Source organism: Pseudomonas sp. PSB18 (assembly GCF_014596565.1).
Classification (GTDB): Bacteria; Pseudomonadota; Gammaproteobacteria; order Pseudomonadales; family Pseudomonadaceae; genus Aquipseudomonas.
Genome location: NZ_NOIN01000005.1, coordinates 132,981 through 153,787, shown reverse-complemented (window position 1 = coordinate 153,787; position 20,807 = coordinate 132,981). Strand labels below are relative to the sequence as shown.

18 protein-coding genes are annotated in these 20,807 nt (G+C 61.6%); 9 read left to right on the top strand and 9 right to left on the bottom strand.

Annotation, left to right across the window (positions count from 1 at the left end; genetic code table 11):
• From CGA22_RS14235 to arnB, 8 genes are read right to left on the bottom strand one after another with little or no spacing between them, the layout of a single operon-like run.
• Complete coding sequence (locus CGA22_RS14235; protein WP_041023780.1) at window positions 1-1,380, bottom strand: UDP-glucose dehydrogenase family protein; 1,380 nt, start codon at window positions 1,378-1,380, stop codon at window positions 1-3.
• Window positions 1,377-1,778, bottom strand: coding sequence for a 4-amino-4-deoxy-L-arabinose-phosphoundecaprenol flippase subunit ArnF (arnF, locus tag CGA22_RS14230; RefSeq protein WP_041023779.1), 402 nt, complete (start codon window positions 1,776-1,778; stop codon window positions 1,377-1,379). The genes CGA22_RS14235 and arnF overlap by 4 nt, the downstream gene beginning before the upstream one ends.
• On the bottom strand, window positions 1,775-2,119 hold the full coding sequence (gene arnE / locus CGA22_RS14225) for a 4-amino-4-deoxy-L-arabinose-phosphoundecaprenol flippase subunit ArnE (protein WP_041023778.1): 345 nt from the start codon (window positions 2,117-2,119) through the stop codon (window positions 1,775-1,777). Before arnE ends, arnF begins: the two co-directional genes overlap by 4 nt.
• The gene (gene arnT, locus CGA22_RS14220; protein WP_041023777.1) at window positions 2,116-3,765 is read right to left on the bottom strand and encodes a lipid IV(A) 4-amino-4-deoxy-L-arabinosyltransferase; all 1,650 of its coding nucleotides are present in this window, start codon (window positions 3,763-3,765) and stop codon (window positions 2,116-2,118) included. The genes arnE and arnT overlap by 4 nt, the downstream gene beginning before the upstream one ends.
• The gene (arnD, locus tag CGA22_RS14215; protein ID WP_041023776.1) at window positions 3,762-4,646 is read right to left on the bottom strand and encodes a 4-deoxy-4-formamido-L-arabinose-phosphoundecaprenol deformylase; all 885 of its coding nucleotides are present in this window, start codon (window positions 4,644-4,646) and stop codon (window positions 3,762-3,764) included. The genes arnT and arnD overlap by 4 nt, the downstream gene beginning before the upstream one ends.
• On the bottom strand, window positions 4,646-6,637 hold the full coding sequence (gene arnA / locus CGA22_RS14210) for a bifunctional UDP-4-amino-4-deoxy-L-arabinose formyltransferase/UDP-glucuronic acid oxidase ArnA (protein ID WP_041023775.1): 1,992 nt from the start codon (window positions 6,635-6,637) through the stop codon (window positions 4,646-4,648). The genes arnD and arnA overlap by 1 nt, the downstream gene beginning before the upstream one ends.
• The gene (gene arnC, locus CGA22_RS14205; protein WP_041023774.1) at window positions 6,634-7,653 is read right to left on the bottom strand and encodes an undecaprenyl-phosphate 4-deoxy-4-formamido-L-arabinose transferase; all 1,020 of its coding nucleotides are present in this window, start codon (window positions 7,651-7,653) and stop codon (window positions 6,634-6,636) included. The genes arnA and arnC overlap by 4 nt, the downstream gene beginning before the upstream one ends.
• Window positions 7,650-8,798: a UDP-4-amino-4-deoxy-L-arabinose aminotransferase gene (arnB, locus tag CGA22_RS14200; RefSeq protein WP_041023773.1), complete on the bottom strand. Its 1,149-nt coding sequence runs from the start codon at window positions 8,796-8,798 to the stop codon at window positions 7,650-7,652. The genes arnC and arnB overlap by 4 nt, the downstream gene beginning before the upstream one ends.
• Before the next feature lie 580 nt (window positions 8,799-9,378).
• Here arnB and CGA22_RS14195 point away from each other — a divergent pair.
• From CGA22_RS14195 to CGA22_RS14155, 9 genes are all read left to right on the top strand, one after another.
• Entirely contained in the window at window positions 9,379-10,350 is a 972-nt protein-coding gene (locus tag CGA22_RS14195) for an NAD-dependent epimerase (RefSeq protein ID WP_041023772.1), read from the top strand.
• A gap of 30 nt (window positions 10,351-10,380) precedes the next feature.
• Window positions 10,381-11,124, top strand: coding sequence for a glycosyltransferase family 2 protein (locus CGA22_RS14190; RefSeq protein ID WP_041023771.1), 744 nt, complete (start codon window positions 10,381-10,383; stop codon window positions 11,122-11,124).
• A gap of 1 nt (window position 11,125) precedes the next feature.
• Window positions 11,126-11,419 carry a lipid-A-disaccharide synthase N-terminal domain-containing protein gene (locus CGA22_RS14185; protein WP_041023770.1) on the top strand — a complete coding sequence of 98 codons (294 nt, stop codon included), beginning with the start codon at window positions 11,126-11,128 and terminating at the stop codon, window positions 11,417-11,419.
• A 67-nt stretch (window positions 11,420-11,486) separates the two neighbouring features.
• Entirely contained in the window at window positions 11,487-12,944 is a 1,458-nt protein-coding gene (locus CGA22_RS14180; protein ID WP_052435167.1) for an ArnT family glycosyltransferase, read from the top strand.
• Between the two features lie 241 nt (window positions 12,945-13,185).
• Complete coding sequence (locus CGA22_RS14175) at window positions 13,186-14,850, top strand: AMP-binding protein (protein ID WP_041023102.1); 1,665 nt, start codon at window positions 13,186-13,188, stop codon at window positions 14,848-14,850.
• Between the two features lie 16 nt (window positions 14,851-14,866).
• Complete coding sequence (locus tag CGA22_RS14170) at window positions 14,867-15,628, top strand: SDR family NAD(P)-dependent oxidoreductase (RefSeq protein WP_041023101.1); 762 nt, start codon at window positions 14,867-14,869, stop codon at window positions 15,626-15,628.
• Between the two features lie 12 nt (window positions 15,629-15,640).
• Window positions 15,641-16,828, top strand: coding sequence for an acetyl-CoA C-acyltransferase (locus CGA22_RS14165; protein WP_041023100.1), 1,188 nt, complete (start codon window positions 15,641-15,643; stop codon window positions 16,826-16,828).
• A gap of 9 nt (window positions 16,829-16,837) precedes the next feature.
• Window positions 16,838-17,965: an acyl-CoA dehydrogenase gene (locus CGA22_RS14160; protein ID WP_041023099.1), complete on the top strand. Its 1,128-nt coding sequence runs from the start codon at window positions 16,838-16,840 to the stop codon at window positions 17,963-17,965.
• 13 nt (window positions 17,966-17,978) lie between these two features.
• Entirely contained in the window at window positions 17,979-18,752 is a 774-nt protein-coding gene (locus CGA22_RS14155; protein ID WP_024777310.1) for an enoyl-CoA hydratase, read from the top strand.
• A 251-nt stretch (window positions 18,753-19,003) separates the two neighbouring features.
• Here the strand turns inward: CGA22_RS14155 and CGA22_RS14150 are convergent, their stop codons facing one another.
• Window positions 19,004-20,566, bottom strand: a complete 1,563-nt coding sequence (locus CGA22_RS14150; RefSeq protein WP_305728710.1) for a sensor domain-containing diguanylate cyclase — start codon at window positions 20,564-20,566, stop codon at window positions 19,004-19,006.
• Window positions 20,567-20,807 lie beyond the last annotated feature (241 nt).

Genomic DNA, 20,807 nt, shown 5'->3' with positions numbered 1-20,807 from the left:
TCAGCGGGCGATGCGGGTCTCCCACTTTGTGTGATGCGAGATCGGCAACTTGCACGAGTCGCCACGGCCTATCGGAAAGTACTGGAACCCCCGTTGCGCCAGGCGCTCTGCGTCGTACAGGTTGCGGCCATCGAAGATCACCGGGGCCTTGAGCCGTTTTTGGATCAGGTCGAAATCCGGCGCCTTGAACTGTTGCCACTCGGTGCAGATGATCAGCGCATCGGCACCGCCGAGGGTCGCTTCCGGGGTGCCCATTAGGCTGAGATTGAGATGATCCTGGTACAACGATTGGGTCTGGCGCATGGCCTCCGGGTCAAATGCCCGCACATGAGCGCCCGCTTCCCATAGCGCTTCCATGAGTACCCGGCTGGGCGCGTCCCGCATGTCATCCGTGTTGGGCTTGAAAGCCAGGCCCCACACCGCGAACGTCCGGCCTTGCAGGTCGCCCTCGTAGAACGCATTGATTCGCTCGAACAGTTTTTGCTTCTGTCGCTGGTTGATCGCTTCCACAGCCTGCAACAGGTCATTGGAGCACTGGACCTGCTGGGCGCTGTGGATCAATGCGCGCATGTCCTTGGGAAAGCAGGAGCCGCCATAGCCGCAGCCGGGATAAATGAAGTCATAACCGATGCGCGAATCGGCACCGATGCCCAGGCGCACCGATTCGACGTCGGCGCCCAGATGCTCGGCCAGCTCGGCGATCTGGTTGATGAAGCTGATCTTGGTGGCAAGCATGCAGTTGGCCGCGTATTTGGTCAGTTCGGCGCTGCGCAGGTCCATGAACATGATGCGTTCATGGTTGCGATTGAACGGCCCATAGAGTTCGCGCATCACGTCGCGGACATCATCCCGCTCGCACCCGATGACGATCCGGTCGGGACGCCTACAATCGGCGACGGCCGAGCCTTCCTTGAGAAACTCCGGGTTGGAGACGATATCGAAATCCAGGATTCGGCTGTGGTGTCGCAGGGCCTCGTTCATGCGATCACGCAGGGCATCCCCCGTGCCCACGGGGACCGTGGACTTTTCAACGACGATGACGGGCTCGCTACGGTGCCGGGCGATGGCTTCACCCACCGCGAAGACACTGCTCAGGTCCGCCGAACCGTCGGGGTGCGAAGGCGTGCCTACGGCAATGAACAGGACCTTGCCATGCTCCACGGCGGGTTTTTCCTCGCAGGTAAAACGCAGCCTTCCGTTGTCCAGGTTGTCCTTTACCAACGCAGCCAGGCCAGGTTCGAAGATGTTGACGTGTCCCTGATTGAGGGCGGAGACCTTTTCGCAATCGATGTCCATGCAGACCACATCGTGACCAACCTCTGCCAGCACGGCTGCCTGGACCAGACCGACATAGCCGCTACCGAATACGCTGATTTTCATACTACATTCCTGGGTTCGGATACTTGAACAGGTCGGGAGTTGATGGTGAGGACGCCGAGGATGACCAAGGTCACTCCGAGGCTTTTCGAGAGGCTGAAACCTTCATTGAAGATCGGCAGCGCGGCGGCGAGCAGATACACCAGCGCATAGCTGATGCTCAGCAGCGAATAGGCACGGCCCAACGGCAGATCCCGCAGCGCAACCAGCCAACAGAACATCGACAAGGCATAGGCAAAAATGGCGCCCGGCACCACGGCCAGCGCCGTTGGATCGACGCCGCCAGTGAGCCACTGCCCGGGTAGCGGAAGACGACTCATGCTCCAGCGCAAAGCCAATTGCGCGCTGCTCACCAGCAACACGCTGCCCAGCGCAAAGACGACACCGCGACGAAGATTCATGCGTGCTGTCCCAGCAACATCACCCCGACGATCACCAGGGTGACGCCCAGCCAATGGCGACGGTCGACGGGTTCGTGGAATACAAACCGGGCGACAAGGGTGATCAGCACGAAATTCAGGCTCAGCATCGGATAGGCGATGCCCACTTCGAGGCGCTGCAACACCAGCAACCACACCAGCAGGCCGGCCCCCAGCGCCGCAAACGCCAGCCATAGCCAGGGTGAGCGCAGTTTCTCGCCCCAGCCCGATGAGCGGCCACGCCAACCCTCGACGGCGTACTTCTGGGCGATCTGCCCCAGGCACGTCAGCATGCAGGCAGCCAATAACAGCAACAGGCTCATGACGCGTCCCGGGGGAAAATCAGGATGACCAGATTGCCTCGTTCATAACGTTTTCCATCCTTGGGCAACCGTTCGATTTCCTGAAGTTCTTCTTCACCCTTGACCCGCATGACCACACCGACCGGGCCACTGCGACGGGCGTCGCGCATCCATTGTTCGACCTGTGGCGGGTCGACCCGTTGCCGTAGGCCGTCAGGGTAGGCAAGGCCATACTTCAATTCGCCGACGGTGTTGTACAACGCCACCTCCGGACGCTTCAGGCGCCAGGCGAGGGCGGATGCCGCGCCAAGATCGTTGGCCAGCAACTTGTCGGTATGACTTAGTTCGTCGAGGTGTTCGAGGATGAACTGGTCAGGCATCTTGTTGGTGACCACGGACGCGGGCATCGCGGTTGGGAGCACGCCGATCAACAACAGGCTGCCAAAGGCTGGGGTTGCCCAGCAGCGCAAAGGCCTGAGGGCTTGCAACAGGTTGCTCATGATCCAGCCGATCAGGCCGACGGAAACCAGCACCAGATTGTGCGGCTCATGGTCGTATAGCGGTTTTTTCACTTGCAGATAGACCAGGGCAAGCAGCACCAGCAGGCCCAGCGTCAGGTTGAGCCAGCCGTTGATGGCAAGGGCGCGGCCCTGCTTGTGCTCCAGGCGGTCCGCCAGGGCATGGCCCAGGAGCAGCGCCAGCGGCAGCAGGCACGGCAGGATATAGCTCGGCAACTTGCCTTTACTGAGACTGAAAAACAGCAGCGGCATCAACAGCCACAACAACAGGAACCCGATACCCGCCTGGCGTCGTGTCTGCCACGCTTGCCGCAGCGCAGGGGGCAACAGCGCTACCCATGGCAGACTGAACGCCACCAGCAGCGGCAGGTAGAACCACCAGGGCGCGTCATGCTGGGCATCGTCCCCGGCAAAGCGCCGGATATGTTCGTGCCAGAAGAAGAACCGCCAGTAATCCGGTTCCTCGGCATGCACCGCCAGGGCCCAGGGCAGGCTGACGACGATGGCCACGGCAATCGCCAGGGGGCCGAAGACCAGCAATTCACGCCAGCGTCGTTGCCAGGCCATCCAGGGCAGGGCGATCAGCACCGGCAACAACCAGGCGAGAAAACCCTTGGTCAAGAAACCCATGCCACATGCCAGCCCCAGCATCGCCCAGCCGATCAGCCGTTGGTTGCGGGCACCGCTGTCCAGGGCAAACCATAAGGCGGCCAGGCTCAGGTTGACCCAGAAGGTGAATTGCGGATCGAGGTTGGCGTAGCCCGCAGCGCCGGCGACTACGGTCAGGCTCATGTACAACAGCGCGCAGACGAAACTCTTGCGAGGATCGTTCCAGAGCCGCCGGGCAAGCAGGTAACACAGCATCACGCTGAGCCCGAGGCTGATGGCCGAGGCGATGCGCACACCGAACAGATTCTCACCGAACAGTGCCTGGCCGAGGGCGATCATCCAATAGCCGGCCGCCGGTTTTTCGAAGTAGCGCAGGCTCATGAAATGGGGTGACACCCAGTCGCCGCTCAGCAGCATGCCCTGGCTGATCTGGGCATAGCGGGTTTCGTCGGGAATCCACAATCCATGGCTGCCCAGCGGCAGCAGGTAAGCCAGCAGGAAGGTCGCCAGCAGCAGCGGTAGTGCCCAAGGCTTGCTCATGCGCCTTGCACCCCCAACCAGCCTTCACGACCTTCGAGCGTGCCGCGCTTCACACGTCCTGCTGGCAAGCCGTCAACGACTGTGGGCAACAGATCGCCCAAGGGCTGAAAGCGGATGCTTTGCTGGCGTGCGTCCGCCAGCAATTGACGGAAACTGTTGGCCATCAATATCCCTTCCACTTCGGCATGGATCGTGTAGACGTTGAGTTTTTCGGCGGCAAAGCGCTCAAGAATGAAGGCGTTGTAATCCTTGGCCATGACGCTTGGGCCAACCACTTCGTCGAAGGTCGGCAGGTCTACGGGGATCTGCGGCGTGCCCAGACCTCCATCGGCTAGCGTGGGCCGGAACAGGCTCTGCCCCCGGCAATCGCTGTTGTAGCGAAAGCCGAACGCCTGCTTGGCCTCGATCACACGCTCATCCGCGCGCCAACCGGCTGCTGCCGAACAGGTAACGGGCTCGCCGAGGATGTCGCTGAGGCTGTCGACACCTTGGCGAATCTGCTCGATCAGCCGCGCTTGTTCCCAACGCCCGGCATTGGCCTGCCAGCCATGATGATCCCAGGCGTGCAAACCGACCTCATGGCCCGCCGCCCGGGCCTGACGCATCAGGTGCCCGAGATCGCGGCCGATAGGCTTGCCGGGCCAGGCGGTGCCGGCCAGGAGGATGTCCCAGCCGTACAGCCCCACGGCGTTGGAGCGCAGCATTTTCCAAAGGAACTGCGGCCGTAGCAGGCGCCATAGATGACGTCCCATGTTGTCCGGCCCGACGCTGAAGAAAAACGTCGCCTTGACCTGGGCTTCCTGGAGAATGTCCAGTAACTGGGGCACGCCCTCGCGTGTGCCCCGGTAAGTGTCGACATCGATTCGAAGACCCGCCCGCATCAACGCTTGTCCGCGAGTTCGAGCATGGCTTCGCGCAGGAAGAAATCCAGCGTGTTGCCAATGGTTTCACTCATCTGCACGGTGGGCGTCCAGTCCAGCAGGCGCTTGGCATTGGCGATGCTCGGTTTGCGGTGTGAGACGTCCTGGTAACCGGTGCCATAGAAGGCCTTGCTTTCGACATCACGGAACCCGGCGAAGGGCGGAAAGTTGTCGCGCAACGGGTGCGCCTCGAACTGTCGCAGCAGCTCCTCGCCCAATTGGCGAATGCTGGCTTCGTTGTCCGGGTTGCCGATATTGATGATCTGCCCGTTGCAGGCGTCATTCTCGTTGTCGATGATCCGCGCCAGTGCTTCGACACCGTCGGCGATGTCGGTGAAGCAACGCTTCTGTTCACCGCCGTCGAACAGGCGGATCGGCGTACCTTCCACCAGATTGAGGATTAGTTGCGTGATCGCCCGGGAACTGCCGATGCGTGCCGAATCCAATCGATCCAGGCGCGGGCCCATCCAGTTGAAGGGGCGGAACAAGGTGAAGTTCAGGCCTTTCTGGCCGTAGGCCCAGATCACCCGGTCGAGCAGTTGCTTGGAAATCGAGTAGATCCAGCGCTGCTTATTGATCGGGCCGACAATGAGGTTGGAGGTGTCTTCGTCGAAGTTGTTGTCCTGGCACATGCCATAGACTTCGGACGTCGAGGGGAAGATCACGCGCTTGTTGTACTTGACGCAGTAGCGAACCAGTTTCAGGTTCTCTTCGAAATCCAGCTCGAACACCCGCAGCGGATTGCGGGTGTACTCGATGGGTGTGGCGATGGCTACCAGCGGCAGAATGACGTCGCATTTCTTGATGTGGTATTCGATCCATTCGGAATGGATGCTGATGTCGCCTTCGACAAAATGGAAATGCGGATGACTGCGCAGGCGTTCGATGGCATCGGAGCCGATGTCGAGGCCATAGACGTCGTATTTGTCGTCGCGCAGCAGTCGTTCCGACAGGTGATTGCCGATGAAGCCATTGACGCCCAGGATCAACACCCGGGTACGCCGTGGGCCTCGGCGAGACTCCGTGCCGCGCAGCACCGAGCCGTCAACCAGTCCCAATTCGTTGGCCAGTTGCGGCCCGCCCAGGTACAGGCCGTTTTCGTTGCGTTGGCCCGAGGTGATCACCAGGGAATCCACGCCACACGCAATACGCAGCGGGTCGACGCTGATGACGCGCCCCGGATCCTGGCCTTCATTGCCCTCGACGACCTCCGCGCTCCAGACGATCAGCTTGTGTTCGCCAACGGCGCAAAACGCCCCGGGATAGGGTTGGGTCACGGCCCGGACCAGATTGAACAGTTCCTCGGCCGGGCGCTGCCAGACCAGCTTGCCGTCAGCCGCCGTGCGCCGACCGAACACCGTGGCCCTGGATTCGTCCTGCTCTCTTTCGCGGACCTCACCGGCAAGCAGGCTGGGCAGCGTGTCGCGCAGCAGGTCGATGGCCGCCTGGCGTAATTTGCCATGCAAACTCAACGCGGTGTCGCTGCGCTCGATGGCGACCTTTTGCTGGGCCAGAATCGCACCGGCATCCGCGCGTTTGACCATGCGGTGCAGGGTCACGCCGGTCTCGGTTTCACCGTTGACCAGCACCCAGTTGGCCGGCGCTCGCCCGCGGTAGCGTGGCAGCAGGGACCCGTGCAGGTTGAACGCGCCTTTAGGAGCAATGGCGAGCAGCGGTTCGCTCAACAAGTGACGGTAGTAGAACGAGAACAGGTAATCAGGATCGAGCTTGCCGATGCGCTCGATCCACAGCGGATGATTGACGTCTTCGGGAGCATGAACCGGGATGCCCTTGCGCGCGCACAATTGCGCGACGGAGCCGTAAAAGGTGTTCTCCTTTGGGTCATCGGCGTGGGTAAACACCGCGACAATATCGAAGCCGGAATTGAGCAGGGTTTCGATGCCGACACAACCGATATCGTGATAGGCGAAAACTACGGCTTTTTTGCTCATGAGAGAACCTGGTCGGAAGAAGTGGAGGTGAGGCCGTCAACGGTGATAACGGGGGCCGGCGTGGCGGGTTGTCCACGCAGGACCTTTTCGACGAAGAACCGGGGACGCGCACGCACATCGCTGTACATCCGCCCCAGGTATTCGCCCAGCAAGCCCATGCCGATGAATTGCCCGCCGGTGAAGACGAACAGCACGGCGAACAGCACGAACGTCCCGCCACCGGCCCAGCCGGCGCCGAAGACCAGCCGCAGGACGATCAAGGCGATGGCGAACAGCACGCCCAGACCGGCCATGGCGAAGCCAATGATGCTCAGCAGCCGCAGAGGCGTGGTGGTCATGCAGGTGATCAGGTCGAACATCAGGTTGACCAGGCGCATGGCGCTGTACTTGGATTCCCCGTGCTCGCGCTCGGCGTGGCTCACCAGGATTTCCGTGGTGTGCCGGGCAAAACTGTTGGCGAGGATCGGGATGAAGGTGCTGCGTTCGCGACACGCGAGCATGGCGTCGACGATGGACCGTCGATAGGCGCGCAGCATGCAGCCGTAGTCGCTCATGGCAACGCCGGTGGAACGTTGCACCGCCAGGTTGATCAGCTTCGACGGCCAGCGCCGCAGGGCCGAGTCCTGGCGGTTGTTGCGTACCGTGGCGACCACGTCATAGCCCAGTTCGGCCTGGGCCACCAGGCGCGGAATCTCTTCGGGCGGGTTTTGCAGGTCCGCGTCGAGGGTGATGATGACGTCGCCCTTGCAGTGTTCGAAACCGGCCATGATCGCGGCGTGCTGACCATAATTGCGGTTCAGGATCACCGCGACGATCGGGCTGCCCCGTAGCGTCGCGGCTTCTTCCAGTATCTGTGCCGACTCGTCCCGGCTGCCGTCGTCGACCAGTACGATTTCGTACTTGTGGTGCAGTTGCCGGCACGCCGCTTCGGTACGTCGAAGCAACTCGGGCAGGCTCTCTTCCTCGTTGTAGACCGGGATGACAATCGACACGCAATTGATCGGGTAAGGTTTCACAGGTGTGCGTCCAGGACGTTTTCAATGGTGTCGACGACGCGATTCACGTCATCGCCGGTCATGTCGGGAAACAGCGGAATCGAGCACAGGCGCGCCGAATTCCACTCGGTATTGGGTAGCTGGACGTCGGGGAAGCGCTGGCGGTAGTAGGTGTGCAGGTGCGTTCCGATGAAGTGGATGCCTGTGCCGATGCCCTGTTCCTGCAGGGCTTTCATGAACGCTTCGCGGTCCAGGCCGCAGCGCTCGGCATCGATGCGCAGGACGAACAGGTGCCAGGCGTGCTGTTGCGCATAGGCCGGAATCGCCAATGGCTGCACTGTTGAACCCTCCAACCGTTGCAGGTACGTCTTGGCCAATTCGGTGCGCTTGGCGTTGATGTCGTCCAGGCGCTCCAATTGCACGAGGGCGATGGCGGCATTGATGTCGGCCAGGTTGTATTTGAAACCCGGCTCCATCACCTGCGCCTGGGGCTTGCGACCATGGGTGAGGCGGTCGTAGGCGTCGACGCCGAGGCCGTGGAACTTGAGCATGCGCACCCGGGCGGCAAGCGCTTCATCGTCTGTGACGAACATGGCGCCTTCGGCGCAGGTCATGTTCTTGATCGCATGGAACGAGAAAATGGCCGTGCCTTTGGCGCCGACGTGGCGCCCTTTGTAAAGGGTGCCAGCCGCGTGCGCGGCGTCTTCGATGATTGCGATGCCGTGCTTGTCCGCCAATGTATAGAGCGGGTCGAGATCGAACGCGGCGCCGGCGTAGTGCACCGGGATGATTGCCCGGGTGCGAGAAGTAATGGCTGCTTCGATACCCGACAGATCGCTCATGAGTGTGTCGCGGTCCACGTCGACGAATACCGGCGTGGCGCCCAACAGGCAGATCATGTTGGCGGTCGATACCCAGGTCTGGGACGGCGTAATGACTTCATCGCCCGGGCCGATCCCCAATGCAAGTAACGCGACGTGCATACCGCCGGTGGCCGAAGAAAGTGCAACAGCGTGCCGGCAGCCGACATACGCGGTGAACTGCTCTTCAAGTAGCTGGTTTTTCGGGCCCGTGGTGATCCAGCCGGAGCGCAGTACCTCATTTACAGCAGCAATCTCTTCATCGCCAATACTGGGGCGCGAGAAGGGAAGAAACGATTGACCCATGGGTACCTCAGGGAACTGAAGAGTAAATAAGCGTAAAAACGAAGGATTGGATCCAGAGACAGCGTAGACGCTAAAAGCAAGGCTGTATCAAAGAGTTACCTCATGACAGAAGCACCGCAGGAAGTGTTTCGGCGCAGGTTGGGCAAATGGATACTTATGCCGAGTTGGCCCGTATTCATTGAGGTTAGGCGGTTTTTTTTGAAAGAAGTGTGAAAAAAAGCTGGGTAAAAAAAACTTCACTTATCAGGCGTTTCTCACGTTGGAGCTTGTTTCTTACATGGCTAGTGGCTAAATGCTTACAGGTAGTTTTTTATCTGTCTTACAATTTTTTACGGGGCACATGTTTTTTATGACCTATCAATAGGCTCGTGCACCTGATTGCTTTTTTACGGTCGTCATGTGTGCGTTCAGCGAGTCATGTTTCGATCACAAAATCGTCATTTAAGTTTGATAAAAGCTCTGCAAGTGCCGAAAAGTCGGGCCATCCAGCAGAGTGAAGTATGCAAGTGACCGTTTTGAGTAGCCGGTATGTCAGTTTCAAGGCGTTCTCCCGTCTTCTGGTTGGACAGGAACCTGACGCATGAGAATTCTGGTCACCGGCGCCGCCGGCTTCATCGGCTTCCATACCGTCAAACGCTTATGCGCCGATGGCCACCAGGTTATTGGCATCGATAACCTCAATAGCTATTACAGCGTCGAGTTGAAACGGGCCCGGCTCGCGCAACTGGATGCCTGCTCAAACTTTCAGTTCCGCTGGCTCGATGTGGCCGACAAGCAGGGGTTGCAGGAGCTGTTTGCCGAACAGCGTTTCGAGCAGGTCATCCACCTGGCTGCCCAGGCCGGCGTGCGTTATTCCATCGACAATCCGGACGCTTACGCGCAAAGCAATCTGGTGGGCTTCCTCAACATCCTCGAAGCCTGCCGTGCCCATGGGCCGGCGCATCTGATCTATGCATCGAGCAGCTCGGTGTATGGGTTGAACGATCACCTGCCGTACGCCACGACCGACCCGGTCGATCGACCCATGTCGTTCTACGCCGCGACCAAGCGTGCCAATGAATTGATGGCGCATTCCTACTCCCATCTCTACGGCATTCCCACGACCGGCCTGCGCTTTTTTACCGTGTATGGGCCTTGGGGCCGACCCGACATGGCGCTGTTCAAGTTCACCGATGCCATCCTGAACGGCCGCGCCATCGATGTGTACAACGATGGCGCGATGTCTCGGGATTTCACCTACATCGACGACATCGTCGAAGGCCTCGTGCGGTTGCTGCCGCGCCCGCCTACCGACGAAGGCGGCGCACCGAACAAGGTCTACAACATCGGACGCGGTTCGCCGGTCAAGCTCCTGCATTTTGTCGAATGCATCGAAGAGGTGACGGGCATCCGCGCCACCAAGAATTTCTTGCCGTTGCAGTCAGGGGATGTGCTCAACACGTGGGCGGACACCCGTGACCTGGAAGATCGGGTGGATTTTCGCCCTCGGACCCCGGTGTCCTACGGCGTGCGGTCGTTTGTCGATTGGTACCGCGACTATTACCGCGTTTAACCGCGCATTTCGAATCTCTATAGGAAAGCCATGCACGAAACCCCTTATGTATCCGTCTTGATCCCCGCGAAGAACGAAGCAGGCAATCTCGTTCCGTTGTTGGAGGAGGTGCGTACAGCGCTGGTCAACGAGGCCTTTGAAGTCATTGTGGTGGACGATGGCAGCACCGATGCCACCGCGGCTGAACTGCGCATGCTGCAAGGCCAGGGCTACCCTCAGTTGCGGGTGCTCAGCCATGCTCGTTCCCTGGGGCAGAGCACCTCCATTCACCATGCTGCCGTGGTGGCTCGCGGGCACTGGTTGGCGACCCTGGATGGCGACGGCCAGAACGATCCGGCCGATCTGCCGAAAATGCTCGACCTGGTGCGCGGTTCGGAAGGCCAGCCCGCGGGCGTCAAGCTGGTGGCGGGGCATCGGGTGAACCGTCGCGACACGGCGAGCAAGCGCTGGGCCTCGCGGTTTGCCAACACGCTGCGTGCCAGCCTGCTGAAAGACCAGACCCCGGATACCGGTTGCGGCATCAAATTGATCGAGCGCGAGGCGTTTCTGCGCCTGCCGTACTTCGATCACATGCACCGGTTCATTCCTGCCCTGATCCGCCGTCATAACGGCCGGATGCTGGTTCAACCGGTCAACCACCGCGAACGCGGGGCAGGGGTGTCCAACTATGGAAACCTGGACCGGGCCCTGGTGGGCATCGTCGATCTGCTGGGGGTGTGGTGGTTGATCAAGCGCACCCGCCTGGACGTCAACGCGCAAGAAAGCGAGGCCTGACATGGGCAGGGAATCGATGTGGTTGGCCGTGGGATTCATGGGCCAGTTGGTCTTTACCGGGCGCTTTGCCCTGCAGTGGCTTTACAGTGAGTACAAGAAGCGCAGCATGATTCCGGTCGGATTCTGGTACCTGAGCATTGTCGGCAGTGCATTGCTGCTGGCATACGCCATTTATCGCGAAGACCCGGTCTTCATCCTCGGCCAGTCCTTCGGCTTCATCGTGTACCTGCGCAACTTGCAGTTGATCGCCAGGCAGCACGAGCACAAAGGCCTTGAGCTGGACAAAAGGGGCTGAAACGGTGCGGATACGATTATCTTCCCCACGCTTGGAATGCTTGGGGCTAGCGCTATTGGCGCTGGTCATGGTGGGTGCCGGGCTCGGCTGGCGGCAACCGCTGAATGTCGATGAAGAGCGTTTCCTCGGTGTAGCCCTGGAGATGCTGCAGAACGGTTCGTGGTTCATTCCCCATCGGGCCGGGGAAATCTACGCGGACAAGCCGCCCCTGTTCATGTGGGCGGTGGCGCTGTTCGTGCAACTGTCCCACCTGCCAAAAGTTGCCCTGTACTTGCCCGCGCTGTTGGCCGGCAGCGTGACCACGGCCTGCCTGTATGACCTGGGCCGTCGCCTATGGGGGCGGCGCATCGGCGTGATTGCGGCGTTGCTGTTCCTGGCGACCTACCAGACCTACAGTATTCTGCGCACCGGACAGATCGATGGTTTCCTCGCGCTCTGGACCATCCTGGGGCTCTATGGCCTGTGCCGGCATCTGTTGCTCGGGCCGGATTGGCGCTGGTATTACATCGCCTGTGTGGCGATGGGGTTTGGCATCATCAGCAAAGGGGTCGGCTTTCTGCCGGTGTTGATGCTGATTCCTTATGCCTATGCGGTGCGTAAAGGCTGGAAAGGCGTGACGCCGATGCCCGGAAAAGCCGCTGCCTGGTGGCTGGGACTGCTGGTGGTGCTGGCGGCCATTGCGGTATGGCTGGGCCCGCTGTTGTTGATCGTGGCCCAGGGCAGTGCCGACAGCCTGGCCTATGCCCAGGAAATCCTGTTCAAGCAAACGGCGGGTCGCTATGCCAACGCGTGGGAGCATCGCGAACCCTTCTGGTACTTCTTCGTCGAGGTGATTCCGAAGTACTGGTTGCCGATTTTCTTCATGCTGCCCTGGCTGGTGCCGGCCTGGCGCAGGCAATTGCTCAAGCACGATGGACGGGTGCTGGTGCTGCTCGGGTGGGTGCTGCTGGTGCTGCTGTTCTTCAGCCTGAGCAGCGGCAAGCGCAAGCTTTATATTTTTCCGGCATTGCCTGGGCTGATTCTGCTGGTGGCACCGCTGGTTCCGTGGATGTTGCGCCGCTGGTTCGGCCGGCGCCCGTGGGGCAGGAAGGTATTCGTTGTCCTGACCGTGGTGTGGCTGTGCGCCTGGTTTGTCCGCGGCTTCGTCGAGCCCCATAAGGAGGGCATCAACCCCCACGAAACCCTCATGGCTGACGTCGCGCGACTGAGCAACAACGCCGAACTGGTGCTGGTGGGCTGGCGTGAAGGGCACTGGTTGTTCGCCCGACAACCCATCGTGCATTTCGGTTTCTACAGCGATCAATCCCTGGAGCAATCCGCGCTGTGGCTTCGTAGCCACCCGCAGGCCTATGCGCTGGTACCTGCCCGGGACCTGGCGCGCTGCTACGACCCGCAAAAGGCCCGCAGCGTCGGCGAGACCTCCAGGGCCGAGTGGTTCCTGGTGGGGGCCGATGCGGACAACCAGCGGTGCCAGCCTCCAGCGCCGGGGAAGGTGTATTCATTTGCGTGGAAGCAGCCTTTGTAGCGACTGGGAGATTGCTATCGCGAGCAGGCTCGCTCCCACAGGGGATTTGTGTTCACCGTGAAACCCTTGTGGGAGCGAGCCTGCTCGCGATAGGGCCATGACCGGCAACCCACCCCCAAACCATGGCCAAACCAGTCAGCCAACTTGATAGCTTTGACCATTGCCGCCCAGGCCCTTCGGCGCGAGTATTCCCCTGTTCACGGTTCCCCCAACCAATAAAAAGTACAGAGGGATTCTAGTCATGCGCGATTACTCGTCCGCCACGTCGCAGTTCGATTACCTGCACACCGTCAACGCCGCGCTGCACGGTTCGCTCGAGGCGCTGAACGCCTGTGTCGAGTGTTGCGACCGGCACGCGTTGCCGGGACGTATCGCGTTGTTCTGGGAGGGCCGTGACGGCAGCGATGCGACCTGGACCTACCGTGACCTGCAGGACAACGCCGCACGCTTCGCCAATTTCCTGCTGGCCCAGGGCGTGGGCAAGGGCGACAAGGTCGCCGGCCTGTTGCCGCGCACCGCGGAGCTGCTGATTGTGGTGCTCGCCACCTGGCGCATCGGCGCCGTGTACCAGCCGTTGTTCACCGCATTCGGGCCCAAGGCCATCGAGCACCGCCTCGGCGGCTCTGGCGCACGCGTCGTCGTCACTGACGCGGTCAACCGGCCCAAGCTCGACGAAGTGACGGGTTGCCCCACCGTGGTCACCGTCGGCGGTGAAAAAGGCCGGGGGATCGTTCGGGGCGACTACAGCTTCTGGGCTGAAGTGGCGAACCACTCCAATCAATGCGAACCGGTCATGCTCACTGGCGAAGACCCGTTCCTGCTGATGTTCACCTCCGGCACCACCGGGCCGGCCAAGGCATTGTCCGTACCGCTCAAGGCCATCGTCGCCTTCCAGAGCTACACCCGTGACGCCGTGGACCTGAGGCCCGAAGATGCGTTCTGGAATCTTGCCGATCCGGGCTGGGCCTACGGCGTCTACTTCGGCGTGACCGGCCCGTTGGCGATGGGACATCCCATCACGTTTTACGATGGTCCCTTCACCCTGGAAAGCACCTGCCGGGTCATCAACAAGTACGGCATCACCAACCTCACGGGTTCGCCCACCGCTTATCGCCTGCTGATTGCCGGAGGCGAGCAGTTCGCCCGGTCGATCAAGGGCCGGCTGCGCATCGTCAGCAGCGCCGGCGAGCCGTTGAACCCGGAAGTGATCCGCTGGTTCGCCGATAACCTGGACGTGGTGATCCATGACCATTACGGCCAGACCGAACTGGGCATGGTGCTGTGCAATCACCACGGGCTTGAACATCCGGTGCACCTGGGGGCGGCCGGTTTCGCCTCGCCGGGCCATCGGATCGTGGTACTGGATGAAAACCACCAGGAACTGGGCGTCGGCCAGCCGGGCATTCTTGCCGTGGACCGCAGCCAGTCGCCGATGTGCTGGTTCGCCGGTTACCAGGGCGGGCCGACCAAATCCTTTGTCGGCAATTATTACCTGAGCGGCGATACCGTTGAACTGAACCCGGACGGCAGCATCAGTTTCGTCGGTCGCAGCGACGACGTGATCACCACCTCCGGCTACCGCGTCGGCCCGTTCGACGTGGAAAGTGCCCTGATCGAACACCCGGCGGTGGTCGAAGCAGCAGTGGTCGGCAAGCCCGACCCGGAGCGTACCGAGCTGGTGAAAGCGTTCGTCGTGCTCAGCGCGCAGTACCGTGCCGCGCCAGAGCTGGCCGAGGAGCTGCGTCAGCATGTGCGCAAGCGTCTGGCCGCCCATGCCTATCCCCGTGAAATCGAATTTGTCAGCGACTTGCCGAAGACCCCAAGCGGCAAAGTACAGCGCTTTATCTTGCGCAACCAGGAAATCGCCAAGGCCCAAGAAGCCGCGGCGGCTAACGTTTCAGCTTGAACCCAAGGAAACCATGATGCAGATCGACAACAAGATTTTCCTCGTCAGCGGCGGCGCGTCCGGCCTCGGAGCGGCCACTGGCGAACTGTTGGTCAAGGCCGGCGCCAAGGTGATGCTGGTGGACCTCAATGCCGAAGCCGTGGCCGCCCAGGCGCAGAAGCTCGGCTGCCGGAGCGTGGTGGCGGACATCAGCAACGAGGCGGCGGCCGAAGCGGCGGTCAAGGCCACCGTCGAGGCATTCGGCGGCCTGAATGGCCTGGTGAACTGCGCCGGCATCGTGCGTGGCGAAAAGATCCTCGGCAAGAACGGCCCCCACGCTCTGGCCAGCTTCAGCCAGGTGATCAACGTCAACCTGATCGGCAGCTTCAACCTGCTGCGCCTGGCTGCTGCGGCCATCGCCGAAACCGAGGCCGATGCCGACGGCGAGCGCGGTGTGATCATCAACACCGCGTCGGTGGCTGCCTTCGACGGCCAGATCGGCCAGGCGGCCTATGCGGCGTCCAAGGGCGCCATTGCCAGCCTGACCCTGCCGGCCGCCCGGGAACTGGCGCGTTTCGGCATCCGCGTGATGACCATCGCGCCCGGTATTTTCGAAACGCCGATGATGGCGGGCATGACCCCGGAAGTCCGCGAGTCCCTGGCCGCCGGCGTGCCGTTCCCGCCGCGCCTGGGCAAACCGGCCGAGTACGCGGCGCTGGTCAGGCATATCATTGAGAACAGCATGCTCAACGGCGAGGTGATCCGTCTCGACGGTGCCTTGCGCATGGCAGCGAAGTAAGGAGAATTTGTCATGACTCACGATCCGATTGTCATCGTCAGCGCCGTCCGTACCCCAATGGGCGGTTTCCAGGGTGAACTCAAGAGCCTCAGCGCCCCGCAACTGGGGGCTGCCGCCATCAAGGCTGCGGTCGAACGCGCCGGTATCGCACCGGGTGCGGTGGAGGAAGTGCTGTTCGGCTGCGTGCTCGCCGCCGGCCAGGGTCAGGCGCCGGCACGTCAGGCGGCATTGGGTGCCGGGCTCGACAAATCGACCCGTTGCACCACCCTGAACAAGATGTGCGGTTCGGGCATGGAGGCGACGATGCTCGCCCATGACATGCTCGTGGCCGGCAGCGCCGAGGTGGTGGTGGCCGGCGGCATGGAAAGCATGTCCAACGCCCCGTATCTGCTCGACCGCGCCCGCAGCGGCTTGCGCATGGGCCACGGCAAGGTTCTGGACCACATGTTCCTCGACGGCCTGGAAGATGCCTACGACAAGGGCCGCCTGATGGGCACCTTCGCCGAGGATTGCGCCGAAGCCAACGGTTTCAGCCGTGAAGCCCAGGACGCCTTCGCCATCACGTCCACCACCCGCGCCCAGCAAGCGATCAAGGATGGTAGTTTCGACGCCGAGATCGTGCCGCTGCAGGTGATGGTCGGCAAGGAGCAGGTCACGGTGAGCCACGACGAACAGCCGCCCAAGGCGCGGATCGACAAGATCGCGTCTCTCAAGCCGGCGTTCCGCGAGGGCGGCACGGTGACGGCGGCCAACGCCAGCTCGATCTCCGACGGTGCCGCTGCGCTGGTGCTGATGCGCCGGAGCCAGGCGACAGAGCGCGGCTTGAAGCCCCTGGCGGTGATTCACGGCCACGCGGCGTTTGCCGATACCCCGAGCCTGTTCCCCACCGCACCGATTGGCGCGGTGAAGAAGCTGATGCAAAAGACCGGCTGGTCGCTGGATGAAGTCGATCTGTTCGAAGTCAACGAAGCGTTTGCCGTGGTCGGGCTGGTGACCATGGGCAAGCTGGAGATTCCCCACGACAAGGTCAACATCCACGGCGGCGCCTGCGCGCTGGGCCACCCGATTGGTGCTTCCGGGGCGCGGATCCTGGTGACGCTGCTTTCGGCCCTGCGTCAGAAAGGCCTCAAGCGCGGCGTTGCGGCGATCTGCATCGGCGGCGGTGAAGCCACGGCCATGGCCGTTGAATGCCTGTACTAAGGAATCACCATGCTCCCGACTGAAGAACAGACACAAATCAGCGACGTGGCCCGACAGTTCGCCCAGGAGCGCCTGAAACCGTTCGCTGCCGAATGGGACCGCGAGCATCGCTTTCCCAGGGAAGCCATCGCCGAGATGGCCGAACTGGGTTTCTTCGGCATGCTCGTGCCGGAGCAGTGGGGCGGTTGCGACACTGGCTACCTGACCTACGCCATGGCGTTGGAAGAAATCGCCGCCGGCGACGGGGCGTGCTCGACTATCATGAGCGTGCACAACTCGGTGGGTTGCGTGCCGATCCTCAAGTTCGGCAGCGATGAGCAGAAGGCCCGGTTCCTCACGCCCCTGGCCAGCGGCGCGATGCTTGGCGCCTTTGCCCTGACCGAACCCCAGGCCGGCTCGGATGCCAGCAGCCTCAAGACCCGGGCGCGACTGGATGGCGACCATTACGTGCTCAACGGTAGCAAGCAGTTCATCACCTCCGGGCAGAACGCCGGGGTGGTGATCGTGTTCGCGGTGACCGATCCGAGTGCAGGCAAACGAGGCATCAGCGCGTTCATCGTGCCCACCGATTCACCGGGGTACAGCGTCGCGCGGGTCGAGGACAAACTCGGCCAACACGCCTCCGACACCTGCCAGATCCTGTTCGAGGATGTGAAAGTCCCGGTCGCCAATCGCCTGGGGGAGGAGGGTGAAGGCTACAGGATCGCCCTGGCGAACCTGGAGGGCGGACGGGTCGGCATCGCGGCGCAATCGGTCGGCATGGCACGGGCGGCTTTCGAGGCGGCCCGGGACTATGCCCGCGAACGCCAGAGTTTCGGCAAACCGATCATCGAGCACCAGGCCGTGGCTTTCCGCCTGGCGGACATGGCGACCCAGATCGCCGTGGCGCGGCAGATGGTGCATTACGCCGCCGCGCTGCGGGATAACGGTCAGCCTGCGCTGGTAGAGGCCTCCATGGCCAAGTTGTTCGCTTCGGAAATGGCCGAAAAAGTCTGCTCCATGGCGTTGCAAACCCTCGGCGGATACGGTTATCTCAACGACTTCCCGCTGGAACGCATCTACCGTGATGTGCGGGTCTGCCAGATCTACGAAGGCACCAGCGACATTCAGCGCATGGTCATTTCGCGCAATCTTTGAACAGGAGTCCTGCATGAGCTACGAAACGATTTTGTTGGAAATCAAGGACCGCGTCGGCCTGATCACCCTCAACCGCCCCCAGGCGCTGAACGCCTTGAACGCGCAGATCGTCAGCGAGTTGAACCACGCGCTGGACAGCCTGGAAGCGGACCCGAAGATCGGCTGCATCGTGTTGACCGGCTCGAAGAAAGCCTTCGCCGCCGGGGCCGACATTAAGGAAATGGCCGAGCTGACCTACCCGCAGATCTACCTCGACGACCTGTTCAGCGACAGCGACCGCGTGGCCAACCGCCGCAAGCCGATCATCGCGGCGGTGAACGGCTTCGCCTTGGGGGGCGGCTGTGAGCTGGCCTTGATGTGCGACTTCATCCTGGCCGGCGACAACGCCAAGTTCGGCCAGCCGGAAATCAACCTCGGCGTACTGCCGGGCATGGGCGGGACCCAGCGCCTGACCCGTGCGGTGGGCAAGGCCAAGGCCATGGAAATGTGCCTGACCGGGCGGTTTATCGACGCGGTGGAGGCGGAGCGTTGCGGCATCGTGGCGCGGATCGTACCGGCTGACGAACTGCTGGACGACGCCCTGAAAACCGCTGCACTGATCGCCTCCAAATCGGTGCCGATCAGCATGATGGTCAAGGAAAGCGTCAACCGTGCGTTTGAAGTGAGCCTGTCCGAAGGCGTGCGTTTCGAACGACGGGTGTTCCATGCGGCGTTCGCGACCCAGGATCAGAAAGAGGGCATGGCGGCCTTCGTGGCCAAGCGGCCGGCGGAGTTCCAGGACAAGTAAGCGGCGCCCTGACTGACGCCATCGCGAGCAGGCTCGCTCCCACAGTGGGTTCCGCGGTGTACGCAGCATTTGCATACGCCACCGAACCCTGTGCCAGACACGCCGCTTTCGCGAGCAAGCCCGCTCCCACACCGGATCTGCGCTGTACGCAGTACTTGCATACGCCACCGAACCCTGTGGGAGCGAGCCTGCTCGCGATGGCGGTCTATTGGCTTGCAGCTATTTGATTGGCAGGCACTTCAACAGGGCCGCTACGCAGCCTCGTGGAACTTCGCCTGGGATTTGCCGGCGCGCTTGGCCCGGTACAGTGCTTCATCAGCCTGGGCCAGAGCGTCGGCAAATGCGCCGCGGGTCCAGAGCGCTCCACCGATACTGCAACCGATGTTGATCGACTGTCCGGCCAATACCACTGGCTCGGCCAGCTTCGCCAGGATGCGTTGTGCAGCACCCTGGATGCTGGCCAGGGATTCTCCGCTGTTCAGGCGCAGCAGGAGCACGAATTCGTCCCCACCGTGGCGGACGGCGATGTCGCCCTCGCGCACAGTGGTCAGAAGCCGAATGCCGACTTCATGAAGCAACGCATCGCCAACGGCATGGCCGAAGTCATCGTTGACGGGTTTGAATCCGTCGAGATCCACGCACAGTACGCCGAAATCGCATTGTCCTTCGACTTCGCGACCCACCGCCTCGACATATTTGTTCAGGGCCGCCCGGTTAGGCAGGCCAGTGACCACATCGCGGTAGGCGATGCCTTCGACCACTGCCAGTTGCCCTCTTTTCCGGGTCAGGCTGTCAACGAGGTGGCGGATCGCGATGCTCAACGTCTCGACTTCCCGACTGCCCTTGAGCAGTGGGATGCCGACATCGGCGCCCTCGGACAGCCGAGCGGCCGCCTCGGCAATTTTATTGATAGGCCCGGTGATGATGCCCGCCACAAACCACCCGACTACGGCAAACAGAACGGACAGCAGACCACCCCATATGAGGATTTCGTCACGCAATCGATGCGCTTCAGCGAAAGCCGCTTCAGCCGGTTGTCGCGTGACCACGGTCCATCCCAGGCCGCGATAATCGCCGATACCTACACTCTGGGCCGAACCCGCCAGGTAGACGTTACCGTCCTGCCAACGCTTGACCGACCAGCTTTGCCCGACACCTTCGTTGACCGTGATGCCGATAGGTTTACCGATCATTCCGCTGGGGCCCAGGATGACGGTGCCGTCCTTGCTGATCACCAGGAACTCCAGCCCAGGCAAGCGCTTTTGCAAGGGCACGAACAATGAGCGGCCAACCTCTTCAGCCCACTTCCAGGACAGGTGCGCCGCGAGTACCCCCAAGAATTGGCCGGAGTCGTCCCGGACCGGCATGCTGATGTCGACGAACTTCATCGCTTCGCCGGAAGGGTTGGGCAGCAGCTTCGCCAGCATGACGGCGTCGTGAACGTCGCCGATAAAGGTCTGTTGCTGGCCATTGATGAACACAGGGCGTTGCGAAATATCGACACCTTCGAGCAGGCTGTCGGTGGAGGCGAGCACCTTGCCGTGGGCATCGGTAAGGCCGATCCATGAATAGCTCGGGAACTGGTCACTCAAATGATTGAGCAGCTTGCGCGCCTCAGCGGTGTTCGCAGTGTTGCGCAGCGTCTCCAGCTGGCTGAGGACCGTGAGCGCTTTCGACCGGTTGTCCATATCCCGGTCAAGGCGATCGACCATGGAATACGCGTATTCGCTCAGTTGAAGACCGGTTTTCTCTTTGAGCCTGGAGATGGATGACTCGCCGATCACCGTTCCGAACAGGCAACTGAGGACCAGCACGACCAATGCGACAGCGATGGCAAATCGTGCCCGTAAGCTTTGAAGTGGAAGGAGATGCATCGTAATTAGCCAGAGGATGAAATCGAATGGCCTGTGTCCTTGGCGTGCTTGTTTTCGCTATCGTCGCAGAATTCCCTCGCTTAGGGTACTGCTGTTGATCATGGTTATTACGCGGCGGCTGCCCGCCGGGCTCGTTACACGCGGGCGACGCATGTGCCGAACCCGGCAGCCGTTCGGTCAG

Coding starts and splice junctions, on each gene's coding strand:
- CGA22_RS14235 (WP_041023780.1), bottom strand. CDS start 1,380: ATGAAAATCAGCGTATTCGGTAGCGGCTATGTCGGTCTGGTCCAGGCA.
- arnF (WP_041023779.1), bottom strand. CDS start 1,778: ATGAATCTTCGTCGCGGTGTCGTCTTTGCGCTGGGCAGCGTGTTGCTG.
- arnE (WP_041023778.1), bottom strand. CDS start 2,119: ATGAGCCTGTTGCTGTTATTGGCTGCCTGCATGCTGACGTGCCTGGGG.
- arnT (WP_041023777.1), bottom strand. CDS start 3,765: ATGAGCAAGCCTTGGGCACTACCGCTGCTGCTGGCGACCTTCCTGCTG.
- arnD (WP_041023776.1), bottom strand. CDS start 4,646: ATGCGGGCGGGTCTTCGAATCGATGTCGACACTTACCGGGGCACACGC.
- arnA (WP_041023775.1), bottom strand. CDS start 6,637: ATGAGCAAAAAAGCCGTAGTTTTCGCCTATCACGATATCGGTTGTGTC.
- arnB (WP_041023773.1), bottom strand. CDS start 8,798: ATGGGTCAATCGTTTCTTCCCTTCTCGCGCCCCAGTATTGGCGATGAA.
- CGA22_RS14195 (WP_041023772.1), top strand. CDS start 9,379: ATGAGAATTCTGGTCACCGGCGCCGCCGGCTTCATCGGCTTCCATACC.
- CGA22_RS14190 (WP_041023771.1), top strand. CDS start 10,381: ATGCACGAAACCCCTTATGTATCCGTCTTGATCCCCGCGAAGAACGAA.
- CGA22_RS14185 (WP_041023770.1), top strand. CDS start 11,126: ATGGGCAGGGAATCGATGTGGTTGGCCGTGGGATTCATGGGCCAGTTG.
- CGA22_RS14180 (WP_052435167.1), top strand. CDS start 11,487: ATGGTGGGTGCCGGGCTCGGCTGGCGGCAACCGCTGAATGTCGATGAA.
- CGA22_RS14175 (WP_041023102.1), top strand. CDS start 13,186: ATGCGCGATTACTCGTCCGCCACGTCGCAGTTCGATTACCTGCACACC.
- CGA22_RS14170 (WP_041023101.1), top strand. CDS start 14,867: ATGCAGATCGACAACAAGATTTTCCTCGTCAGCGGCGGCGCGTCCGGC.
- CGA22_RS14165 (WP_041023100.1), top strand. CDS start 15,641: ATGACTCACGATCCGATTGTCATCGTCAGCGCCGTCCGTACCCCAATG.
- CGA22_RS14160 (WP_041023099.1), top strand. CDS start 16,838: ATGCTCCCGACTGAAGAACAGACACAAATCAGCGACGTGGCCCGACAG.
- CGA22_RS14155 (WP_024777310.1), top strand. CDS start 17,979: ATGAGCTACGAAACGATTTTGTTGGAAATCAAGGACCGCGTCGGCCTG.